Genomic DNA, 21133 nt, shown 5'->3' with positions numbered 1-21133 from the left:
GTGTTGCAGAACCTCTCAATTCCTCAATCCCTCTTGGCCTTAATCGTACTTCAACCCATTGACCTAGCTTGGGCATTAGGCTTAATGGCGATCGCCATTGGTCTCTCGGTTTGGCAGCAACTTGACCTGACCTGGAGCTTATTTTTAGCCATGGGTCGAACAATTTTACAGCTCATGATTATGGGCTATGTCTTGTGGTTTATTTTTGACTGGAAACATCCAGGAGCTGTTTTAGCCCTGGTAGCAGGCATGTTGACCGTAGCCAGCATTGAATCTCGCAACCGCATTGGCAAAGATATTCCCCACCTTATCCCCTGGCTATGGGGCTCAATTTTTATCAGTACGGTTTTGACTCTGAGCTACACGACCCTTTTTATCCTGCAACCAGAGAATTGGTTTGATCCGCAATATCTCATTCCCTTAGCGGGGATAGTGATGGGAAACGCGATGAATGGTGCTGCGATCGCAGGGGAACGTCTCGTCAAAAGCTTAAAAGCGAATCGTAATGAAATCGAGACCCACCTTTGCCTAGGGGCCTCTCCCCAGCAAGCGATTGCCCAATATCGTCGCGATGCCATTCGGGCCGGACTCATCCCCACCATCAATGCCATGATGGTGGTGGGTCTGGTTAAGCTACCCGGCATTATTACGGGACAGCTGCTTAGCGGTGTTAACCCTCAAGAAGCAGCCTCATACCAAATATTAATTATGTTTATGTTGGCTTTCGCCACCTTAGTGACCACCTTACTGGTGGCGAAGGGAGTGTATCGTCAGTTTTTTAATGCATCTGCTCAGTTGACCTTGCCCTAGAGAGGGAGGGATGGTCTAGAGCCCGTTACTCGGCTTTGACTTCCAAACCAATATCAAACATGACTTCTCTAACACCGGGAATATCTTTGATTTGAGTGACAATATCACGAGCAATATCAATATCTTGGACATTGCCAAAAATTTGGACTGAACCACTCGCTACTGCGGCAAAGACCTCTGGGTTGATGTCTGATTTGATTAAAGATTTAATTTCTGGATCAGTGAGCCGTTCCGCTTCTGGTTGGAACTGGACATATTCCAAGCCACGGTAGCGCAATTTGGTGGGGTCAATTTTCAGATCTTCATCAATGACTCGTTGCCGCTGATCTAAGGCGCTATCGGACGCTCCCATTGCAGCCAATTGAGGCAGGTTAAGGGTTAGAGCGGCCACACTATTACCAAACAAGAGTATACCCACTAGGCAGGCAGCCAAGGCTGAACTCAGAAATCGTTGAGACTTCAAAAAAGGAAGTTTCATCAGCAGGACAGTGATTGTACTGACAAGAAAGAAAACAAGGAACATGGCAGATCAATTCAATACAACACCAGCCAACAGGCTGCATTTTACCGTAACACTTTTCATTCCTTTACATTCACTCTGGTGTGCAGAAAAAGGACTGCGCTATAGGCGTTTCAGCATATGGCGGCAATCTTTTCGGTCCAAACCTTCTCCTCTCCAGTACGATAGCGCTATTCATCAACTCTCAAATTTTGTAAGTTTTTCGAAGTCAAGTCGAGACCAACGTCCTCTGGGTTGGTTGGTCTATCGTCTGCTCACACAGGACTTCAATCTGTTGCCAATTTCTCTCAGAATTGCGCTTTCCCGTCTTTTTGAGGCGATCTTTGGTTTATATCAGCGCCAAAAACTCTTGTGTTGTCCCTAGCCATGAGTGCCATATCCCTTTAATCACCATTTTTATCGTCACCCCATTGGGCTAACCTAACCGGAGATCATGGCTCCATCAGAATTGGAATGGTAACCCGCCATCAACTGCTGAAATGCGGGTTCTGAGCGCAATGGATCGAGGTCTACATCGGAGGCTGCCAGGTCACTGACTTTTGGATCGAGATTAAGAGCCTGACTCAGCATCTCTAAGGCCTTCTCACGTTGCCCTTGCAAACTATAGGTACAGGCCTTGTTATAGACAGCTGTGGCATTCTCAGGCTCTAAGGAAAGGGCTTGATCATAGGATGCAATCGCCCCTTCAAAATCTTGGAGTTGTAGCAAGGCTGAACCTTTAGCAATCCAGGTCTGGGTCGCATCTGCCCGCAGATTTAAGGCATGATCGTAGCAGCGAATGGCTCGCTCAAACTGCTGCTGGGGCATCAGTGCGAGTCCTTTTAAGTACCATGCGGTCCAAGAGGATGGATCAATGTAGGCGGCTCGATCAAAGCTATCAATCGCTGCTTTATATTGGCCCAGGTGATAGTGGGCTAAACCGTGATCGCACCAAATATTCGCATTTTCAGGATCGAGAGCGAGGGCCTGCTCATAGTCGGTAATTTCATCTTCATAGCGCTGTAGTCCCCGCTGAGCCCGGCCTCGATGCACCCAAGCTAGGGATTGATCAGACTGCAAATGCAGGGTTTCGTCAAAGGCTGCGATCGCATGTTCGTATTGCTGCATAAATAACAGAGCAATCCCCCGGGAATGCCAGGTATCCGCATCTGGCTTAAGTTGAATGGCCTGATGGAAGGCGGCCTCAGCAGCTTCATACTGGTGATCAGCGAGGAGTAGTTGCCCTTTTTGATACCAATATTGAGGCTGGTTGGGATTGGCTTGAACGGCTGATTCTGCATTTGCGATCGCACGCTGCAAATCCACTCGTTGATTAGACCGCACCTGGGCTCGAGGGTTCAGTCGTTGACCAATAGCAATCGTCACTACCAGAATCACCAGCGGTAGCCAGGACCACTGGCGAAATACCAAGTACCCCATTCTGGAGAACAATACGGGGATGCCGAGCTGCTGACTCAAGCCATAGACCAATCCCCAAAAAGCAGCATTGGCAGCAGGGACAAACCACAGCAAGCCAAATAAAACTAAAAACCCGTAACGGCTATACTTCCTCACTTGTTGTTGCAGCGGTGGAGGAAGCCAGGGCTCAATAATCCCAAAGCCGTCCAGAGAAGGTACAGGTAGCAAATTTAAAACAGCGCCCGCAACTTCTAACATCCCTAAAAATGCCAGGGCTAACCAGAGTTGATCTTGGGTGGTCAGAGTCTCTAATTCAAACGTTCCTAAACTCAGGGAAGTTTCCACCGCCTCAAGGGGATTCCCTAGCCTAAAAGGCACCGACAATACCAGCGCCACCATAAACGTTGCCGCAGGGCCTGCTGCGGACATGGCACTATCCCACCAACGATTCCGAATCAGGCTGCGATTGATATAGACTGCTCCTCCAGGCAATGGGATGCCGCCAATCAGTAGAAAGACAATCGGCAGTACCAAACTCAAAGAAACATCCGTATATTTGAGCGGGTTCAGGGTGAGATAACCCTTATCTTTGACCGTTTTATCTCCTCCCCAGTAAGCAATAATGGCATGTCCAAATTCGTGCAGACAAACAGAGACAATCCATCCCAAGAAAACGATGAGGGTAACAATCACAACGGCGGTTTCATTCCTGTCGGTCAGCTAGCAAATATTGTAAAAGTGCCATAGGTCAATGCACTGGTTATCAATAATAGAGTCGGAACGGCCAATGTAGCATTTTGCTCTGACAAGTTATTCACTTGAGAGCAGCCCACATACAGCATCAACACCGAATCACACCCCAGATAGAAGGATAAAATCCAAACGCCAGCCGCCCCAAATTGAACCACCAGCCCACTTAAAAACATCAGCAAACTCAGGGGCAAGAGCGTTGCCCCACTGATAAAAATATCGCTGGCCCAACTCCCCCGAGCACGAATCAGACTCCGAACAAGTTGATTCAAAAAAACTAAGCTAAAAAATGGCATCGCGCCGAGTATAAACCGTTCGCCCAAAGTGACTGAACTAAAGACAATCGGAAACAGGTTAGCGGCTAACACAAACCCCAGTATGGACAGCCCCGCATAGCTTAACCCCACTTCAGTAGCCCGTCGAGCAGACAAGCGGGCAAAGGTGGGCAACAATCCACCACTTGGGTTCATAAAGAACTCAGGAATCGTCGTAAAAATATCTTGTAAGAGACCTTGCTCTCTTAATTGCTGTCTTTGGACTTTAACCTCAGATTTCGAGCGACGACTCCGGCCCATCTCTTGCAAAATCACCTGCACTCGGTTGACTTCATCTGGCTCACCTTGGGCTTCAAAAAGCTGTGCGGCCTTGGTTAAGTCTTCACGGGCCAATGTCTCTTCCTGCATTTCCAGACGAGCCCGTCCACGGTGCAACCAGGCTTGGGCATAATCTTCATCTAGAGAAATAGCTTGGCTATAGGATGCGATCGCAGCGGGTGCAGAGCCTAACTGCAATCGGGCTCGCCCCTGGTAATAGTAAGCCTGGGCAACCGTATCATCTAACCCTAAAATCTCCGCACATTCTGCCAGTACCCCTTCGTCATCCCCCTGAACAAACCGCACCTGACACCGTTTAAGGTAGGCATCCAAGAATTCTGGATCGGATTCAATGGCTCGGGTGTAGTCCTGAATAGCCCCTATATAGTCTCTTTCAGCAGCCTTTTGAGTCCCTCGGGCATACAATGCTTGAGCGTTGGTTAAACCATTACTGCCATCCCCATGAATAAATCCATCCACTGGGCTAGGAGGATAGAGGGCTTCAGAAATAATGTCATAGGCTTCGCTCAAACGTTGAAACTCAGCCTCAGCAGCAGGGTTGTCTGGGTGTAAATCAGGGTGGCAGGTTCTAGCCTGACGGCGAAAGGCAGCCTTAAGCTCTGCAGGCGTTACATCCGCTGAAACTCGAAGCAATTGAAAGTAAGGTTGCAAATCCGCCATTAATATTTAAATTCAGAAGTGATGCTGCTCGATGAGCAAATTCTAGTTTAGCTAGTTCAATTCGTTCTTTGTAAGCCATCTCTTGGCAACGCCACTAGCGTTTTTCACAAGACCGGATATCAGACGCCCCTACACAACCCTATCAATACAGGGAACAGAATGCCCACCTACGCTGGAGGAGACTTAGGCTGCAACTGTTGCTCCCACAGCCACAACAAACCATTACTGATGACGGCTAACAGGCCCACCACAATTGTCCCAGCCCAGATTTTGTCATATCGTCCCGCTTGAGCAATGCCCTCAAACAGCAATACGCCCAATCCTCCTGCCCCAAATTTAGCTGCAATGGTTCCTAGGGCAATCATAACCGTCGTAGCTAAGCGAACCCCCGCCAAAAAGACAGGTCGCATTAACGGAACTTGCACCTGCCACCAACATTGCCAAGCAGACATACCCATCCCTTGAGCTGCCTCCAATATGGGTTGCGGAATAGACTGCAACCCCACCAAAATACTTCGCACCAATATGACTTGTGCATATAGGGTCATGGCTACAATGGCAGTCATAGAACTGAGTCCCAGCAACGGGATGAGCAAAATCATCAAGGCCAAGCTAGGAATGGTATAAATCACTCCCAATACCGCCATAATGGGTCCTTGTAGCCAAGTCCACCGATAAATGATCCAGGCAATAGGGACCGCAATGATCACGGCCCCTGCTAAAGCAATCCCCGTCATTTGCAGATGTTCCAGCAATAATTCCAATACAAGATCCGGATTTTGGAGGATATAGCTCATGATTTTGTGTTGCTCAACCAACCATGTAAGCCAATGGCCCCTAAGATTCCGCTCAGCAAAGTCCAGACACCATCGGCAAACAAGTTAATCCGTTGAATATTTTGAGCGGCTTCTGCTTTAAATAGCGTAGATAAATCATCCGTACTGCGAAGAACGTCTTCATAGGCTCGATAGTCGATTCTGAGCTGTTGCCAATCGGTTAAGGCTGCATTGCCAAAAATAACCACTCCAGCTACCCCCGGAATAATCATAAGCAGGAAAAGGGCGTTTCGCATCTTCAAAAGTTCGCTCCAGAAAGAGGAAAAGAGTTTTGCACTGAATCCTGTTGATCGGTGGGAGAAAGCTGGGGCTCCACCAAATTTTGACAGAATCATCAGAAACTACAGTCAACGTATCGTATGAATTTATGTTCATATGCAGGGGGCTGAGCCCATTTCACGGATCACCACTCAGATTGGTCTTTTAGAATCAGCCTGATACAGTTTGATTAATCTTGGAACTACCCTGAGCCACCTGTATCTAACCTAAGTCATGAAGATCATCCACGGAACCTGGATTCCTGACGAAGCTACATTTATACAATCAGGCGCTTTCTATCTTTGGGTGGAAACAACAGAACCAAAAAAGAAACGCAAAACGGGCCGTTCCATTCATCCCTATCAGTTAGTCAGGGATGACTTAGAAGACTTCCTCAGCAATGAGCTAGGTGTAAAACCCGGTCGCCCCCTAGAACAACTGATTGATTCACGCCATTTCTTGCTGCCCAGCACGGATCAAGCGCCACTCCCCTCCCTAGAACTATCCCGATACCTAGAACAAGCCATTCCTGAGGCCTTTGAGTGGCAGTATTGGCAGGTGGAATGCTTTGAGGTCAAAACCTGGGTCAAAACCGGGCAGTATGAGCAGCAACCTGTCACCGACATTATCAAGCTGCTCAATGAGCTGCATTTTATTGCCCTGCATAATCTTGCAGATATGCAGCTCGGGGCAGATTTGCTGTTTTGGTACCACTACACCCAAACCCTCAAACCCGTCTTACTGAAGGATCAATACATTCCAGCCCTGCGTTACCGAGAAGTGTCATCTGCCAAAGGCTCTCGTAGCAAATCTAAATCTCGGACCAAATCTCAGTCTGTCGAAATCTATCCAGCCTGGGAAATTGTCAGTGAATCCTATGAAACTGAGCTAGATCGATTTGTGGACTATATGCCTTTAGCCTGTGTAGCTGGGTTTTCAGAATGTCCTCCAACCCCCACTTTTTATGATCGAAAAACGCTGTTGCGGCATTTTTCAGAACATTTATTGACTGAAATTATTACCGCAACCTATTTACCCGCCAGCTTTACGAAAAAAATTGCCAGCACTTTGATTGAGGATTGTTGGCAACCAGGAATGCGTGATGGCCGAAGCATCAATCAGGAGCTGTATGAGCAGTGGCGAGTGTGGCGAGATCGCATCCGTAAAACCCAAACCTCGAACTCCTTCTATCTCTGCTTTCAGCTTCAGGATCCCCCGCTCCCAGACGAACCTTGGCAATTGCAGTTTCTCGTCGCCCCCAAACAAGATCCGTCCCTGCAAATTTCCCTTGCAGAATACTGGCGGTTCAAACCCCAAAAACAAATGGAATTACAAAAGCATTTGGGTGAGAGTTTCGAGCAGCATCTATTGCTCGGCTTAGGGTATGCTGCTCGAATTTATCCTCAGCTTTGGCAGGGACTAGAAACCGACCAACCGATTGGTATTCCTTTGGAGATTGGTGCTGCCCTAGACTTTTTACAGGAATCCGCCTGGGTATTAGAGAACGCAGGCTACAAAGTAATTGTGCCTGCCTGGTGGACGCCCAAAGGTCGGCAGCGAGCCAAAATTAAGCTGCGGGCTAAGGGTCGATCCATGTCCAGCACCAACAATAAGTCGAAGAGTTACTTCTCCCAAGATCGGTTGGTCGAATATAAGTACGACCTAGCCATTGGCGATCAGAAGGTGTCTGAACAGGAATGGTTGGAGCTGGTACAGGCTAAATCCTCTCTAGTACAGTTTCGGGGCCAGTGGATGCACCTCGACCAAGACAAAATGCAGCAGATGCTGGAGTTCTGGAAAACTCAGCAGGCCGAAAATCCCGATATGACCCTTCTAGACTTTATGCGGATGACCGCAGAAGGGGGAGAGGATGTGGAGGTGGATTTTAACCGCGATAAGACCCTGGCCCAGATGTTGAAGCAGCTTCAGGATAAGAGTAAGCTGGATGCGATCTCAGATCCTGAAACCTTGCAAGGAACCCTACGGGAATACCAAAAGCGAGGTGTCTCCTGGTTGAACTACCTAGAGCAACTCGGTCTAAATGGCTGCTTGGCCGATGATATGGGCCTAGGAAAAACCGTTCAGGTAATTGCTCGTCTGGCTCAGGAAAGGGAAGAAGCCGAAACCGTCCCCCCGACCCTGCTGATTGCCCCCACCTCAGTGGTGGGCAACTGGCGGCGAGAAATTCAGAAATTTGCTCCCCATTTACAGGCCATCGTTCACCACGGCAATGAACGAGCCAAAGTCGCCAAAGACTTTAAGGCAATGGCGAACCAAAACGATGTAGTGATTACGTCCTTTAGTCTCGCCCGCAGGGATAGCAAGCTACTAGATGCTGTTCCTTGGCATCGGATTGTTTTAGACGAAGCTCAAAATATCAAAAATCCCAAAGCCGCCCAAACCAAAGCCATCCTTAAGCTCTCAGCCACCCACCGACTGGCCCTCACTGGCACCCCCGTAGAAAATCGACTGCTGGATTTGTGGTCCATTTTCAACTTCCTCAATCCGGGGTACTTAGGCAAGCAAAACCAATTCCGTAAGAACTTTGAACTGCCGATCCAAAAAGACAATAACCGCAGGCAATCAACCACTCTCAAAAAGCTAGTGGAGCCCTTTATCCTGCGGCGGGTAAAAACGGACAAATCGATTATCAAAGACCTACCCGACAAAGTTGAGCAAAAACTCTACTGCAACCTCACCAAAGAACAAGCCTCCCTTTACGAAGCTGTTGTCAAAGAGATTTCCAAAGATATTGACGAAGTAGACGGCATTCAGCGCAAGGGCATGATTCTCTCTACCCTGCTAAAGCTCAAGCAAATTTGCAACCATCCCCGTCAGTTCCTCCAAGATGAAAGCGACTTCACCCCCGAGCGTTCCCATAAACTCAGCCGTCTCACGGAGATGATCACTGAAGTCATGGAGGAAGGGGAAAGTCTTTTGGTATTCACCCAGTTCACCGAACTCGGTGATGCCTTGGAAAAATATCTGCGTCAAACCCACCACTACACCACCTACTACATTCATGGCGGCACCAACCGCAATAAGCGAGAACAGATGATTACTGAGTTTCAAGATCCTGAGACTGGGCCATCTGTGTTTATTCTGTCCCTCAAAGCAGGGGGCGTCGGCATCACCCTCACCAAGGCCAATCACGTCTTCCACTTCGATCGCTGGTGGAATCCGGCAGTGGAGGATCAAGCTACGGACCGAGCTTTCCGCATCGGCCAGAAAAAAAATGTATTTGTCCATAAGTTCGTCGCCATCGGCACCCTAGAAGAACGGATTGACGAAATGATTGAGGACAAGAAAAAACTGGCTGGTGCGATTGTTGGTTCGGACGAGTCGTGGTTAACAGAACTAGATAATGAGTCCTTTAGGAAGCTCATTTCCCTCAACAAGAGCGCTATCTTGGACTAACGAAATAGAAGACCTCATTAAGGTGTGAGTCGACCTAGTCCATGCTGCGAAAGATTCGAGAACTGATGGCTCAATTTCTACGCACAGGATTAGTCTATTTACCTGAAAGCGTAACGAGTAACAAATCCGAGGGAAGCAATTTGTTAGGCAAAATAGCTGTACTTGCTACCATTTAAAACTGAAGGCAAACAAGACTTCTTCCAAACTTTACCAAGTTGCACCTCTATTAAATCTCTAGGTATAACTCGGCCAGAATAAATCCCTATAAATTCAGCGTGATACACACTTGACTTGCCATCACCAAATATAGGTATTGCTCGTTTCCTATACATAATAACAGGAGCGCCTGACATACCTGCTTTTGTAGCTGTATCAATATAAAACATTGGAACACTACCGCAGTCTATTTCTGGTTCACTTGCTACAGTTGCTGACTTCCATATAGGGAGTGAATCATTAACCCTTAAACCAAAGGGATAACCAAGAATAAAAAGACTGTCACTAATTTTTATGGTTTCGCTATCGTACGGGTCAACAAGTTCTATCGCTCTTTCAATGTCAATGACATCACCTAGATCTTCATCATTGATAGGTAATGCGGCTACATCAACCTTACTCCCGAGCTCACAATGCTCGTACCAAGTGGAAATTTCATTGTTGTCTAATAAATCATAAACCTTTTCTTCAATAGCAAAGCCTTGATCGGTTTCGTTGTAACTATAAACTTTTACCTTATTCGGTATTGCACATTCTTTATGTATAGGCTTTCTCGTTTTTGGATTTCTCCCAGAATAATTATGCCAATTACTTATTAGGTATAATCTGTTGTTGTTTTTTAGATAAAATGCGCTACCTGAACCTAGGCTTATATCATCATATAAAAGCTCAATAAACATTGAGGATATACTCAGGGGGCTTATTGTTACTCGCTTACCCATAAAATACTATTTACCTAAAACTTTACTACACGAAAACTTTTCATCTTACTATGGTTATATGGCAGACTGACGTACAACTTCTCTATACAAAAAAACTGATGTCAAGACTCGCATGAAAATCTCCAAAAGTAAATTAGATATCAAGTATCATTTAATCCTTCTGAATCGAACAAAATAGTGACATATTAGTAGTTTTTAATTCTCTATTCACAATATTTAAGAAGCCATTTCATGAACAACAATGTCATCAGAAACATAAGTAGATTAACCACTGAGGTCAAGCTGACAAATGACAACCAACCCTGGAAAATTCTAAAATGATTCTGAAAAAATGGTATTTAATTATTGAAAGATATTCAGTGAAGAGGAAATCTGTATTTCCCCAAAATCTTTACCTGGTATATTTCTCAAGAATTTAGGGTTTTGACAATAATTTTGAGAAAATGTCATTTAATTCTGGCATGTACAACGCTACTTCAACATCGCTGCGATTTTGGCATAGTTTTTTCACGCTAAGATTATTACAAATCTTCGTAAAAATGGTATGACAGCTATTGCATCAGAGAAATTAAGCAAAAACGCTTCTCTAGTCAAAGACTGGGCCAAAGGTTATGAATCACAGCTGAATGAATATAGTTACTGGATTGATGAAGTAGAAGGCACCATTCCCCCAGAACTGCAAGGGACGTTGTTCCGGAATGGAGCTGGCAGCTTAGAAGTCAACGGCCAAAAAATCGGCCATCCCTTTGATGGAGACGGCATGATCTGTGCCATCACCTTTGAGCAAGGTCGTGCCCACTTTCAAAATCGCTACGTTCGCACAGAAGGCTATCTCAAAGAACAAGCCGCTGGGAAAATCCTATACCGAGGGTTTGGCACCCAAAAAGCGGGAGGATGGCTAGCCAATATTTTTAATACCAATTTCAAAAATGCGGCAAACACCAGCGTGATTTACTGGGGAGATAAATTATGGGCGATGTGGGAAGGCGGCCATCCCCATCAGCTCACTCCTGAGACCCTAGAAACCATTGGTCCAGACACTCTAGATGGACTACTCACAGCCGATCAGCCTTTTTCGGCTCACCCCAGAATCATTGATGGCCGTTTTATTAATTTTGGCGTTAAAGGGATTGCGTCCCAAAGCTTAACCATCTTTGAACTCGATGAGCAAGGCAACCCATTAAAACAGTCCTCTCATCCTTTATCAGGGTTTGCTTTCTTGCACGACATGTTAGTAACAGAAAATTACTGCATCTTTGTGCAGCATCCCTTTCAGGTAAAAGGATTGCCTTTTCTGCTGGGTTTCAAAACTATTGAACAATGTTTTGACTTCAATCCAGAGCAACCCACTAAAATCATTCTGATTTCTCGCCATGGCAATCATGACCTAGAGATATTAGAAACCGATTCATTCTTTGGATTTCACCATGGCAATGCCTGGGAGAAAGAAGGAAAACTCTACTTTGAATCCGTTTGTAGTGATTTCTTCCCCCAGAAACAGCAAGACGAGTTAGATTTTGAGCAAATTGACTTTGAGTCTTTCCCCACAGGCGAATTATGGGAATTTGAGGTCAATTTATCATCTAAAAAGGTAGTCCACCGAAAAGTAGTTGAAAGAGGCTGTGAATTTCCCTCCGTGCATCCCCAATGGGTAGGAAAAGAGCATCGTTATGTATATATGAGTGTCTGTGACAGTTCAGATAAAAATGGTCCCCTGCAAGCCATTCTTAAGCTCGATAAAGAATCCGGTGAACAGCAAATCTGGAGTGTCGCTCCCAGAGCATTTCCGGGTGAACCGATTTTTGTCCCTCGCCCCGATAGCACTCAAGAAGATGATGGGTGGTTACTCTCTCTCGTATTTGATGCCGCTACCTATCGTTCTTATTTGGCCATTTTAGATGCCCAAGATCTGAACACCGTCATTGCAAAATTACACCTTCAGCATCATATTCCTCATGGATTCCACGGTAGCTGGACGCCTAATGTCTTCCGTGACTCTTCCAAGAATTAACAACTGTACAGAAAAAAATAAGGATTGAATCGAAGAATTACCAGAAGCAGACTACATTAGAACTAGTCCCCAGCCCACCCTGATTGCCCAAGGCGAAGCAAATCATGACCCCGGCTGTCACGCGAAAACTAACCCTAGATGAGTTTCTCTCTCTTCCTGAGGGTGAAACGGCCTGTGAACTCATTGATGGAGAAGCGATTCCTAAAATGTCTCCACAACGTTTCCACTCTCGGACTTCAGGTGAGTTATACGTATTGCTCCGACAGTGGGCACAAGATCGAGGAGAAGTGGGTATTGAATGGGCGGTTATCCTATCCCGAGAGGGCAAACCTTGGGTCCCCGTTCCTGATTTGCTCTATATCTCCAATGAACGTCTCTCTAGTATGGGAGATGATGATGGTCCCTGCCTTGTCCCCCCCGAATTGGCAATCGAAGTCATCTCACCGGATCAATCCTTCGGCGGTATGGCGGAAAAGGCAACAGACTATTTAAGTTCAGGCATATCCAGAGTCTGGATCGTAGATCCCAAGGCAAAAACGATTACGGTGTTTATGCCTGAACAATTACCCATTACCTATCGAGAGAACCGCATTCTGAGTGATGAATTATTCCCTGAGCTAGAACTAACGGCCCAGGACGTATTTAGAGGAATAATCACCAATGGCTAACTTCAGTCGAACCTGGTGGGGACAACGGTTCCTTACAGCAATTGAGCAAATTACCGATCCAGGGCGTTTGGGGCGAGGACGATCCTATGCTCGGGGGAATAAAGTCAAAAGTTTTACTCTTAAAGATGGGTTGGTGAAAGCTGAAGTTCGCGGCTCGGTGAATCCTTATTTTGGGGTTTATAAAGAGCCTTTGTATGAAACCAGCATTGAGTTTGAGCCGATTAGCAAAGCCAATTGGGCAGCTGCGATCGCATTTATCGCATCCAAAGCCAGTCTGATCTCACGGCTGATGCTAAACGAAATGCCTGACAATATCGAAGATGCCTTTGCCAAGCTGGATTTAAACCTGCTACCCCGTAGCAATACAAATTTCAAGACTCAATGTTCTTGTCCCGACTGGAGCAATCCCTGCAAACATATTGCTGGCGTCTATTACCTATTAGCTGCAGAGCTGGACCAAGACCCATTTTTGCTGTTTGAGCTACGAGGTCTGTCTCGGGAAAACTTACAAAAGGAACTCGCGAAATCCCCCCTCGGTCAAGCATTATCCGCTGAACTCACTGCCCAGCAAACAGAGCTGGAACCAGACACCAGCTATTACACCCAGCCCCTCACCACCCCCGCATCCGAGATCGAACAGCTCAAAGACTTTTGGCAAGGAGACAAACGACTTCCCCAAACCATTAATGCCCCACCCTCGACGGGAGTCTCTGGGATTTTGGTTAAAACCCAAGGCGACTTTCCAGCCTTTTGGCCAAAGGAGCAATCCTTCCTAGCCGTTATGGAAGAATTCTATGATCGGGTCAGAGATAAAAGTTCTGCTGTACTTTGATTTAGCAGACTCAATCACAAACTATCACAACAGATTCAATGCTCTTAGCCTCCATCAAAATGGGTTGGATCTTGCCAAACGGTTTGAATATGATTGAGATCTAAAATTCCCACTGCGTCTGTCCCATTCATAACCTGTAATTGCGATTGACCTGACTTCAATAACATGGACAAGGCATCTCGTAACGTGCCATGATTAGCAATTTTGGGAAGATGGGGAACGGAAGAAGCTGTGGTTACCATCACTCGTTCTACAGACAAAACCGATAGCTGTTTTAGAACATCCTCAGTACCTACTAATGCTTCAACAAAAGCAGAGGCAGGTTGGGTGAGGATTTGCCACGGTGTCCCGTATTGGACCAAATGCCCCTGATTGAGAATCAAAATCCGATCAGCTAGTCGTAAAGCCTCTTCAATGTCATGGGAGACAAACAGAATCGTTTTTTTGAATTGTTGCTGTAACTGCTGCAGCTCTTGTTGCAGAGATTTACGAGTAATGGCATCCAAAGCCCCAAAGGGCTCATCCATTAGTAACACTTCTGGCTTAGCCGCCAAAGCTCGGGCTAACCCCACCCGTTGCTGCTGTCCACCGGAAAGTTGACTGGGATAGCGTTTGCCAAACGCTTGGGGGAGTTGAACAAGTTCCAATAATTCCTCTACCCGAGCAGCGATCTCAGTTTTAGGCCACCCCAATAACTTAGGTACGACCGCAATATTTTGGGCAATGGTCATATGGGGAAATAAACCTGCCTGCTGGATGACATATCCCATTTGGCGACGCAGGGTAGTCAGGGGAAGCGTATGAATGCCTTTACCATTGAGGGAGATCTGTCCTGAAGTAGGCTCGTATAAACGGTTAACCAGCTTTAATAAGGTGGTTTTGCCACAACCTGATGGCCCCAAAATTACCACCAATTCCCCAGCCTCGACTTTAAAAGTGCAGCTTCGTAATGTTGGCTCTGGCACACTTGGGAATTGCAAACTGACCTGTTCAAAGTGCAGCATACTCTAGAGGGTTTTCAGCAAAGATCAGTATTGATGCTGGGCATCCATCGTGAAATTTTCATCGATGCCTTGACTCTACCGTTAGTTTGCAAGTTAAATCGCGAAATCATCCCCAACGACCTTTCGTGAAAGTGTCGAGCAACATTCACGTTGTTCCAGAATGACGATCAGTCTAACCTCGACACTGATGTCGAGGCAGTCTTATCATTTTGAATCATTTGTTGAAGTTCAGCTGCCAGGGGTCTTTAAAAAATCATGGCCTAAATCAGAAACAGATGATGTTGGCTGGTGGCCAGCGCTAAGAGATGATTCTAACCTCCCGAGGAAACTTACACTTGTCTTTGCCATACAAGAGACATAGTGTATTGCATCTGTCATTTACCAAGTCGAGAACACTTTTTTTGCAGATCATCCTTCCCGCTGTGGCCTCTATTTAAGGCCACAGAATAAGAACCATGACATTGTCGAGCGCAATGACTATCAGCGGTAGAACGATTGAGGTATAGTTTGTACTGCGGGTAAAGGGTTAGCACCGGAGAAAAACAATGCCAGTTGCCGTTGGAATGATTGAAACCTATGGATATCCGGCTGTTTTAGCAGCAGCAGATGCCATGGTCAAAGCCGGTCGTGTGGCCCTGATGGGGTACACGAGCTGCGCCAGCGGTCGCTATGTGATCTCCATTCGTGGACCTGTGGCGGAAGTAAAGCGGGGCATGGAGGCAGGTATTGCCGCTGTTGAAGGGATGCCTGGTTCAGCTAAAGTTGAATCCCACTATATCGTGCCAAATCCCCCTGAGAATATTGAGGCGATTTTGCCGATTGATTACTCAGAACGTTCTGAACCCTTTCGAACGTGAATTAAGGGTTAGAACGAGCGCTAAGTTGTACATTATTATCTTTGAGGAAAGTCGGAATGCCACAGGCAGTTGGGTCACTGGAAACGAAAGGATTCCCCCCCGTATTGGCGGCAGCAGATGCCATGGTCAAAGCTGGGCGTGTGACCTTAGTTGGTTATATCCGAGCAGGGAGTGCTCGGTTTACGATCAATATTCGCGGGGATGTGTCTGAAGTCAAAATGGCTATGGATGCTGGTGTGGCAGCAGCGGAGAAAACACCCGGTGGTGTTTTGGAGACTTGGGTGATTATTCCTCGTCCCCATGAAAATGTGGAAGCGGTCATGGACATCGAATTCGGCGATGAGGTAGAAGAATTCCGCCGTGCCGTTGAAGGGCTAGCCTAATTCTGGGGGAGATTCAGCTTTCCTAGCTAGGAATTTTTAGTAGGTGTAAACAGATCATTTGCGATCGCAGTTCCTAATAGCACCAATCCACATCCCACCCCCATCGATGTCGTCACGATTTCTCCTAGTGCTAATGCTCCCCAAAGCATGGCGAATAAGGGAATTAGGTAAGCAACGGTCAAAGTTTTGCTTGGCCCCATGACTTTGATCAAGTGAAAATAAAGCATCTGAGCCAGAACCGAAGACAGAATCCCCAAGGCCAAGACAGATAGGATCGCTTTGGACGAAGGAATCTGGCTAGGTATGGAGAACGGAAGCAATGGCACCAAGCTCACTGCCGCACTCAGTTGGCTTCCCGTTGTTACAGCTAAAGCAGGAACACCGGCAAACTGCTGCTGAATATAGGGGGCAGCAATGGCGTATAGCAAAGCCGCTAAAAGCCCCGCAGCAATGGCAATGCCTTGATTAAAGGTTAGGGGTATATCCTGCCAGCCCACTAAAAACACCACACCCAAAAAACCAACCGCAAAGCCGACCAAGCGCGGCACGGAGAGTTTTTCCTGTAGCCACAGGACCACAATCCACAAGCCAAACAAAGGCGTCGTGGCATTCAAAATGGCAGTAAACCCTGAAGATAAGGATAAAGATGCATAGGCTAACAGGCTGAATGGCAAGGCCGAATTCAAGATGCCCAGCAGCAGCAAAGGTCGCCATTGTCGCTGAATCTGAGGCCATAGGTCTAATTTGAACACCAGCGGTAGTAAGGTCAGACTAGCGATTAAAACTCTCAGCTCAATTAACCAAATCGGCCCCCATTCTGGTGCTGCAATTCGGGTAAACAGAAACGAACTACCCCAGATAGCGGCTAGCAGCAGCAGTTTAAGAAAATTGTGAACCGACAACTAGCGCTGCCACTGAAAGATAGCCGCGCCCCAACTCAAGCCAGCCCCAAATCCAGAGGCCGCAATCGTATCTCCAGGTTTGATATGACCTTTGCGAACCGTTGCGTCCAACGCTAAAGGAATCGTAGCGGCAGAGGTATTGCCATAGTTGGCGATATTACTAATCACCTTCTCAGCAGGCACCTTGAGGCGCTTGGCCACCGCATCGAGAATGCGCTGATTTGCCTGGTGCAAGAGCAACCAATCAATATCGTCCGTTTTTAAGTCCGACTGAAAGAGAGCCTTCTCCACGACTTCAGGCACTCGATTCACTGCAAACCGGTAGACTTCCTTCCCATTCATGGAAATAGGTTGATATGTCCCTTGACTAACATTAATTTCCCCAGTCAAGGGACGTGCCTCGCCCTGATATTGGACATTGAGGCAATCATGTAAACAGCCGTCGCTGTGTAAAGCAAATCCGAGCAGGCGATCGGTGTCATTGGCTTGGAGAACCACCGCGCCTGCTCCGTCCCCAAAGAGGACACAAGATCGACGATCGGTCCAGTCTACCCAACGAGAGAGCACATCAGCTCCGACCAGGAGGACATTGCGGTAGACCCCCGTGCGGATAAATTGGGCAGCCGTAATCATGCCAAATACAAACCCAGAACAGGCAGCAGTGAGGTCAAAGGCAACGGCATGCTTTGCACCAATTGCAGCCTGAATCTGACAGGCACTACCAAACAAATCGTCAGGGGTCGAAGTGGCCAGCAGTATTAGATCAAGATCAGTGGCTTCCACTTGGGCCATCTCTAAGGCATTTTGGGCTGCGATCGCACCCAGTTTTGCCAACGTGTCATCTGGACCCGCGAGGTGCCGAGATCGGATGCCCGTTCGGCTTGCAATCCACTCATCAGAGGTATCAACGATTTGGCTCAGACCATGATTATCCAGGGAAGTCTCAGGAGCAGCAGAGCCGCACCCAGTAACTGCCAATCCAGTGGCCATTTGCTGCACGTTTATTCTCCATTGGAGGCGGCTGTCACCGTCTGTTGATAGCAAGACTGAATTCGCTGGGATACCTGATTATCCGCAGCTTCTTTTGCCAACCGAATGGCATTAAAGATTGAAGGTGCTTGGGAACTGCCATGACTGATAATACAGACACCCGCAACGCCTAAGAGCAATCCTCCACCATGCTCTGCATGGTCCATCCGCTGTTTAATCCGACGCAAGTTGGGCTTTAAAATACCTGTCCCCACTTTGCCGTGGATGCCTCTAGGCAGCTCTTCTCGTAGTATTTGAAGGGCAACTTCGCCCACCGCCTCTGCAAATTTCAGAAGGATATTTCCGGTAAACCCATCGCAAACAATGACATCAAACTGACCAGAGAGCACATCTCGTCCCTCAGCATTACCAATAAAGTCAACGTGAGGGTTCTGCTCTAATAATTGATAGGTTTGAACCGATACTTCATTGCCCTTACAGGATTCTTCTCCAATGTTGAGCAATCCCACTTTTGGCGCTTCAGTCCCTAAAACGTACTCGCTGTAGATGGTGCCCATGGTGGCAAATTGATCGAGAAATGCCGGGCGACAGTCTACATTTGCCCCAACATCCAGCACTAACACAGGCTTCCCAGCAATGATGGTGGGGAAGACACCGCCAATGGCCGGTCGATCAATCCCTGGAATTCGACCCAATCGCAGGAGGGCGGCAGCCATTGCAGCTCCAGAGTGACCTGCTGAAACAACTGCATCAGCCTTCTTCTTTTTGACTAAATCCATCGCCACATTGATCGAGGCCTTACGCTTGCGGCGAAGGGCGCTGATCGGCTCTTCGTTCATCTCGATCAGCCCTTCAGAAGGGATGATTTCAACGGGGACGGAATCAGAATGGCTTTTGATGGAAGCTTCAAGACGGTCAGGATCACCGACTAGTAAGACATCTGCATCCAATTCTGCTTGGGCTCTTAAGGCACCAGCAACAATCTCATCTGGGGCATGGTCGCCCCCCATGGCGTCAATGGCAATACGTGCGCGAGTGGCTCCCATGTGGCAATCTTGTAGAATCTTTAAGCATTTTAACAGATTGTCTTAGTCTAACTTAACGGAATCCGCTTAAATCAAAGTTTGAAATGAAGTGGTTTACGTTAGGCTGAAACGACACTTGCGATCGCAGACTAAATACACCTAAGGCAGTCAACACAGTTAATGCTTGGATGCTGACCCTACAGACATCCTATAACACTCCCATCCGGATTCAATAAAAACGACGCAATAAGTTAGCCACAATCTCGACCTTTCCGAAGAAGATGGGTAACGTTCTAATGTCTTAGAGAGAATGCGGACGAAAGGACTTGAACCTTCACACCTTGCAGTACTAGAACCTAAATCTAGCGCGTCTACCAATTCCGCCACGTCCGCAAATTTGGCTTTACTATCATAGCGCAGCTTTTGCAGAGTAAACCGGCAAAAATCTGAAATTTTTGCAAGGGAGCGATCTGTACTATTTCTTTCGGCAAGGTCTTGAAGAGGTTTGGGAAGAGGGCAATGGCCTAACACCTCCATATATAAGTTTCATTTTATTGTCCTTGGTTCGAATCCATTGGGTTGCCTGAGTTATATGCGGGCTAATAGATTGATCACCAAGTTTACGGCTGTGTTTTGAAAAATATTCACTGAATCCTTTGATAGGTATCTGTTTAAGCTCTAATGGGGAACGCGTATCATGCCAAATTGCTTTCTCAGTCAAAAGAACTTCAGACAGATGAATCAAAATTGGGCTGTGAATAACCAAAACATTATTTTCTTCTAGTCCTCCAGGATTACAACTCAGCCAGATGATCGGTGTCCTAGTAGTTTTAAAATTCTCAGGTAACTTACGTATTGTTTTTCTTGTATCAATAGTTAGCTGTCTACCTTGTTGTCGTGCATCTTGCAAAGTAAAACCGGCAGGTATTGGGGGTGGTTGAACTTGACCAGCAGGTATTATGAGTTGAGCTTGAGAAGTGTTGACTAAACTCAACGGAAATATAACAACACTCAATATCAAACCACTGAACTGCATCTTTCCGAGGAAAAAGAACCTTATCCTTGATTGATAAATCCACATTCAAATTTCTACTTCTGACTCAGGAAAAAGATAGGAACAAGGACAAACAAAGATCACAAGGTTCTATCTAGCTTTTGGAAGCTATCTTGAGATATCAGGGTAAATATTAATTTTTATGCAATTCAAGATATTTAATGAGTCCATACACACATCTTTTAGAAAAGATCCAGCAAATTTTTCTCTGGATAACGGGACATAACGTTACGAGATCTGAGATATTGCACCAAGGGGCCTAGCTACGAGAAAAGGGCGTGTAGTTTACGTCCTTCTCGATATGGCGATTGCCATACCAACTGTCACTGGCTTATAAAGTGGAACAACTCATTCTTCTTGGCATTGGGGACAGTAATAATACCGACGTCCACCTTGAGCATCTTTGACAATCGGGGTAGCACAAACCCAACAGAGCTGCCCTGCTCTGGCAAAGACCCAATGTCGATACACACGCCGTGCAAATCCCTGGAATTTCAATTTAGCGGCCCAGGCAATATCGTTGGTAATACCTCCGGTTTCATAGGACTGTCTAGGCAAAGCTAGGGCTGCTTCTGCCAATTTCTCTATCTGTTCATCGGTACAATCTGCAGGTCTGAGAGAAGGATGAACCCTGGCAACAAACAAGATTTCACTTCTGAGGTAATTCCCCAACCCAGCCAGGAAATGCTGGTCAAGTAACAGTGTCGTGAGGCGACGACGGCGAAAGCGATCGCAACTCAGTCTCTCTCGTACCTGCTCGACGGTTGTCTCAGAACTGAGAACATCTGGTCCAATCCGACTTAGAAAGGGATGGGCCTGAATCCCCGCCGCATCCAAGACATCAATATCTGATGCACTATAAAGGAGAGCGGATTTGCGATCGCAATGCAAAGCTAGCCGCAATTGTCGCTTGGTTTGAGGATAGTTGTAGGCTTTGCGGATCATCCACTTGCCGTAAAGCTGGTTATGGCTGTAGATGCTGAGACCACAGTCAAAATGCATCAGCAGACCTTTACCCCGAGTTTCTACCTGTTGAATTTGACTGGCACCTAATTGAGCTTCGTATATTTTTAGGTGGGAAAAGGCGAACCAAACTTCCTGTAGGGGTTGGTTTGCGATCTCACTCGCAATACGATCCGCAGCACGTCTAATTTCAGGTCCTTCAGGCATGGAATTAATAACGGTGGGGAAATACTATCTCCAAAG

The 21133-nt window shown here is 46.8% G+C and carries 19 protein-coding genes and 1 tRNA gene; 7 read left to right on the top strand and 13 right to left on the bottom strand.

Annotated elements, in window-relative coordinates; all coding sequences use genetic code 11:
- Positions 1 to 810, top strand: a complete 810-nt coding sequence (locus tag AM1_RS02965) for an ABC transporter permease (RefSeq protein WP_010469190.1) — start codon at positions 1 to 3, stop codon at positions 808 to 810.
- Positions 811 to 835: 25 nt separating this feature from the next.
- Here the strand turns inward: AM1_RS02965 and AM1_RS02960 are convergent, their stop codons facing one another.
- The 5 genes from AM1_RS02960 to AM1_RS02935 all read right to left on the bottom strand — a co-directional run bounded on the left by AM1_RS02960 (position 836) and on the right by AM1_RS02935 (position 5824).
- On the bottom strand, positions 836 to 1288 hold the full coding sequence (locus tag AM1_RS02960; RefSeq protein ID WP_238549152.1) for a hypothetical protein: 453 nt from the start codon (positions 1286 to 1288) through the stop codon (positions 836 to 838).
- A gap of 462 nt (positions 1289 to 1750) precedes the next feature.
- Positions 1751 to 3421, bottom strand: a complete 1671-nt coding sequence (locus AM1_RS02950; protein ID WP_012161309.1) for a tetratricopeptide repeat protein — start codon at positions 3419 to 3421, stop codon at positions 1751 to 1753.
- Between the two features lie 23 nt (positions 3422 to 3444).
- Entirely contained in the window at positions 3445 to 4752 is a 1308-nt protein-coding gene (locus AM1_RS02945) for a J domain-containing protein (RefSeq protein WP_012161308.1), read from the bottom strand.
- 167 nt (positions 4753 to 4919) lie between these two features.
- On the bottom strand, positions 4920 to 5549 hold the full coding sequence (locus tag AM1_RS02940) for an ABC transporter permease (protein ID WP_012161307.1): 630 nt from the start codon (positions 5547 to 5549) through the stop codon (positions 4920 to 4922).
- On the bottom strand, positions 5546 to 5824 hold the full coding sequence (locus AM1_RS02935; protein ID WP_041660738.1) for a hypothetical protein: 279 nt from the start codon (positions 5822 to 5824) through the stop codon (positions 5546 to 5548). Before AM1_RS02935 ends, AM1_RS02940 begins: the two co-directional genes overlap by 4 nt.
- A 256-nt stretch (positions 5825 to 6080) precedes the next feature.
- On the opposite strand from AM1_RS02935, the gene AM1_RS02930 reads away from it, so the two are divergent.
- The gene (locus tag AM1_RS02930; protein ID WP_012161305.1) at positions 6081 to 9263 is read left to right on the top strand and encodes a DEAD/DEAH box helicase; all 3183 of its coding nucleotides are present in this window, start codon (positions 6081 to 6083) and stop codon (positions 9261 to 9263) included.
- Positions 9264 to 9406: 143 nt separating this feature from the next.
- Here AM1_RS02930 and AM1_RS02925 read toward each other — a convergent pair whose 3' ends face one another.
- On the bottom strand, positions 9407 to 10159 hold the full coding sequence (locus AM1_RS02925; protein ID WP_041658858.1) for a trypsin-like peptidase domain-containing protein: 753 nt from the start codon (positions 10157 to 10159) through the stop codon (positions 9407 to 9409).
- Positions 10160 to 10745: 586 nt separating this feature from the next.
- On the opposite strand from AM1_RS02925, the gene AM1_RS02920 reads away from it, so the two are divergent.
- The 3 genes from AM1_RS02920 to AM1_RS02910 all read left to right on the top strand — a co-directional run bounded on the left by AM1_RS02920 (position 10746) and on the right by AM1_RS02910 (position 13712).
- On the top strand, positions 10746 to 12212 hold the full coding sequence (locus AM1_RS02920) for a carotenoid oxygenase family protein (RefSeq protein ID WP_012161302.1): 1467 nt from the start codon (positions 10746 to 10748) through the stop codon (positions 12210 to 12212).
- A gap of 104 nt (positions 12213 to 12316) precedes the next feature.
- Positions 12317 to 12880 carry a Uma2 family endonuclease gene (locus AM1_RS02915; protein ID WP_012161301.1) on the top strand — a complete coding sequence of 188 codons (564 nt, stop codon included), beginning with the start codon at positions 12317 to 12319 and terminating at the stop codon, positions 12878 to 12880.
- Positions 12873 to 13712, top strand: a complete 840-nt coding sequence (locus AM1_RS02910; RefSeq protein ID WP_012161300.1) for an SWIM zinc finger family protein — start codon at positions 12873 to 12875, stop codon at positions 13710 to 13712. Before AM1_RS02915 ends, AM1_RS02910 begins: the two co-directional genes overlap by 8 nt.
- A gap of 44 nt (positions 13713 to 13756) precedes the next feature.
- Here AM1_RS02910 and AM1_RS02905 read toward each other — a convergent pair whose 3' ends face one another.
- On the bottom strand, positions 13757 to 14716 hold the full coding sequence (locus AM1_RS02905) for an ABC transporter ATP-binding protein (protein WP_012161299.1): 960 nt from the start codon (positions 14714 to 14716) through the stop codon (positions 13757 to 13759).
- Positions 14717 to 15261: 545 nt separating this feature from the next.
- On the opposite strand from AM1_RS02905, the gene AM1_RS02900 reads away from it, so the two are divergent.
- Together AM1_RS02900 and AM1_RS02895 are read left to right on the top strand one after the other, a co-directional pair.
- Entirely contained in the window at positions 15262 to 15573 is a 312-nt protein-coding gene (locus AM1_RS02900) for a carbon dioxide-concentrating mechanism protein CcmK (RefSeq protein ID WP_010469218.1), read from the top strand.
- Between the two features lie 56 nt (positions 15574 to 15629).
- Positions 15630 to 15956 (top strand): carbon dioxide-concentrating mechanism protein CcmK, encoded by a 327-nt coding sequence (locus AM1_RS02895; protein ID WP_010469221.1) that lies wholly within the window; start codon positions 15630 to 15632, stop codon positions 15954 to 15956.
- 26 nt (positions 15957 to 15982) lie between these two features.
- Here AM1_RS02895 and AM1_RS02890 read toward each other — a convergent pair whose 3' ends face one another.
- From AM1_RS02890 to nei, 6 genes are all read right to left on the bottom strand, one after another.
- Complete coding sequence (locus AM1_RS02890) at positions 15983 to 16858, bottom strand: DMT family transporter (RefSeq protein WP_012161297.1); 876 nt, start codon at positions 16856 to 16858, stop codon at positions 15983 to 15985.
- Complete coding sequence (locus tag AM1_RS02885; RefSeq protein WP_012161296.1) at positions 16859 to 17857, bottom strand: beta-ketoacyl-ACP synthase 3; 999 nt, start codon at positions 17855 to 17857, stop codon at positions 16859 to 16861.
- A gap of 2 nt (positions 17858 to 17859) precedes the next feature.
- The gene (gene plsX / locus AM1_RS02880) at positions 17860 to 18894 is read right to left on the bottom strand and encodes a phosphate acyltransferase PlsX (protein ID WP_012161295.1); all 1035 of its coding nucleotides are present in this window, start codon (positions 18892 to 18894) and stop codon (positions 17860 to 17862) included.
- A 290-nt stretch (positions 18895 to 19184) separates the two neighbouring features.
- Positions 19185 to 19266 (bottom strand) — tRNA-Leu (locus AM1_RS02875).
- Positions 19267 to 19348: 82 nt separating this feature from the next.
- Positions 19349 to 19909, bottom strand: coding sequence for a hypothetical protein (locus tag AM1_RS02870; RefSeq protein ID WP_012161294.1), 561 nt, complete (start codon positions 19907 to 19909; stop codon positions 19349 to 19351).
- A 366-nt stretch (positions 19910 to 20275) separates the two neighbouring features.
- Positions 20276 to 21097, bottom strand: a complete 822-nt coding sequence (nei, locus tag AM1_RS02865; RefSeq protein ID WP_012161293.1) for an endonuclease VIII — start codon at positions 21095 to 21097, stop codon at positions 20276 to 20278.
- Positions 21098 to 21133 lie beyond the last annotated feature (36 nt).

The sequence above is a fragment of the Acaryochloris marina MBIC11017 genome, from assembly GCF_000018105.1.
GTDB classification, from domain to species: domain Bacteria; phylum Cyanobacteriota; class Cyanobacteriia; order Thermosynechococcales; family Thermosynechococcaceae; genus Acaryochloris; species Acaryochloris marina.
The sequence above is the reverse complement of the archived record's forward strand: the minus strand, read 5'-3'. Positions and strand labels throughout refer to the sequence as shown.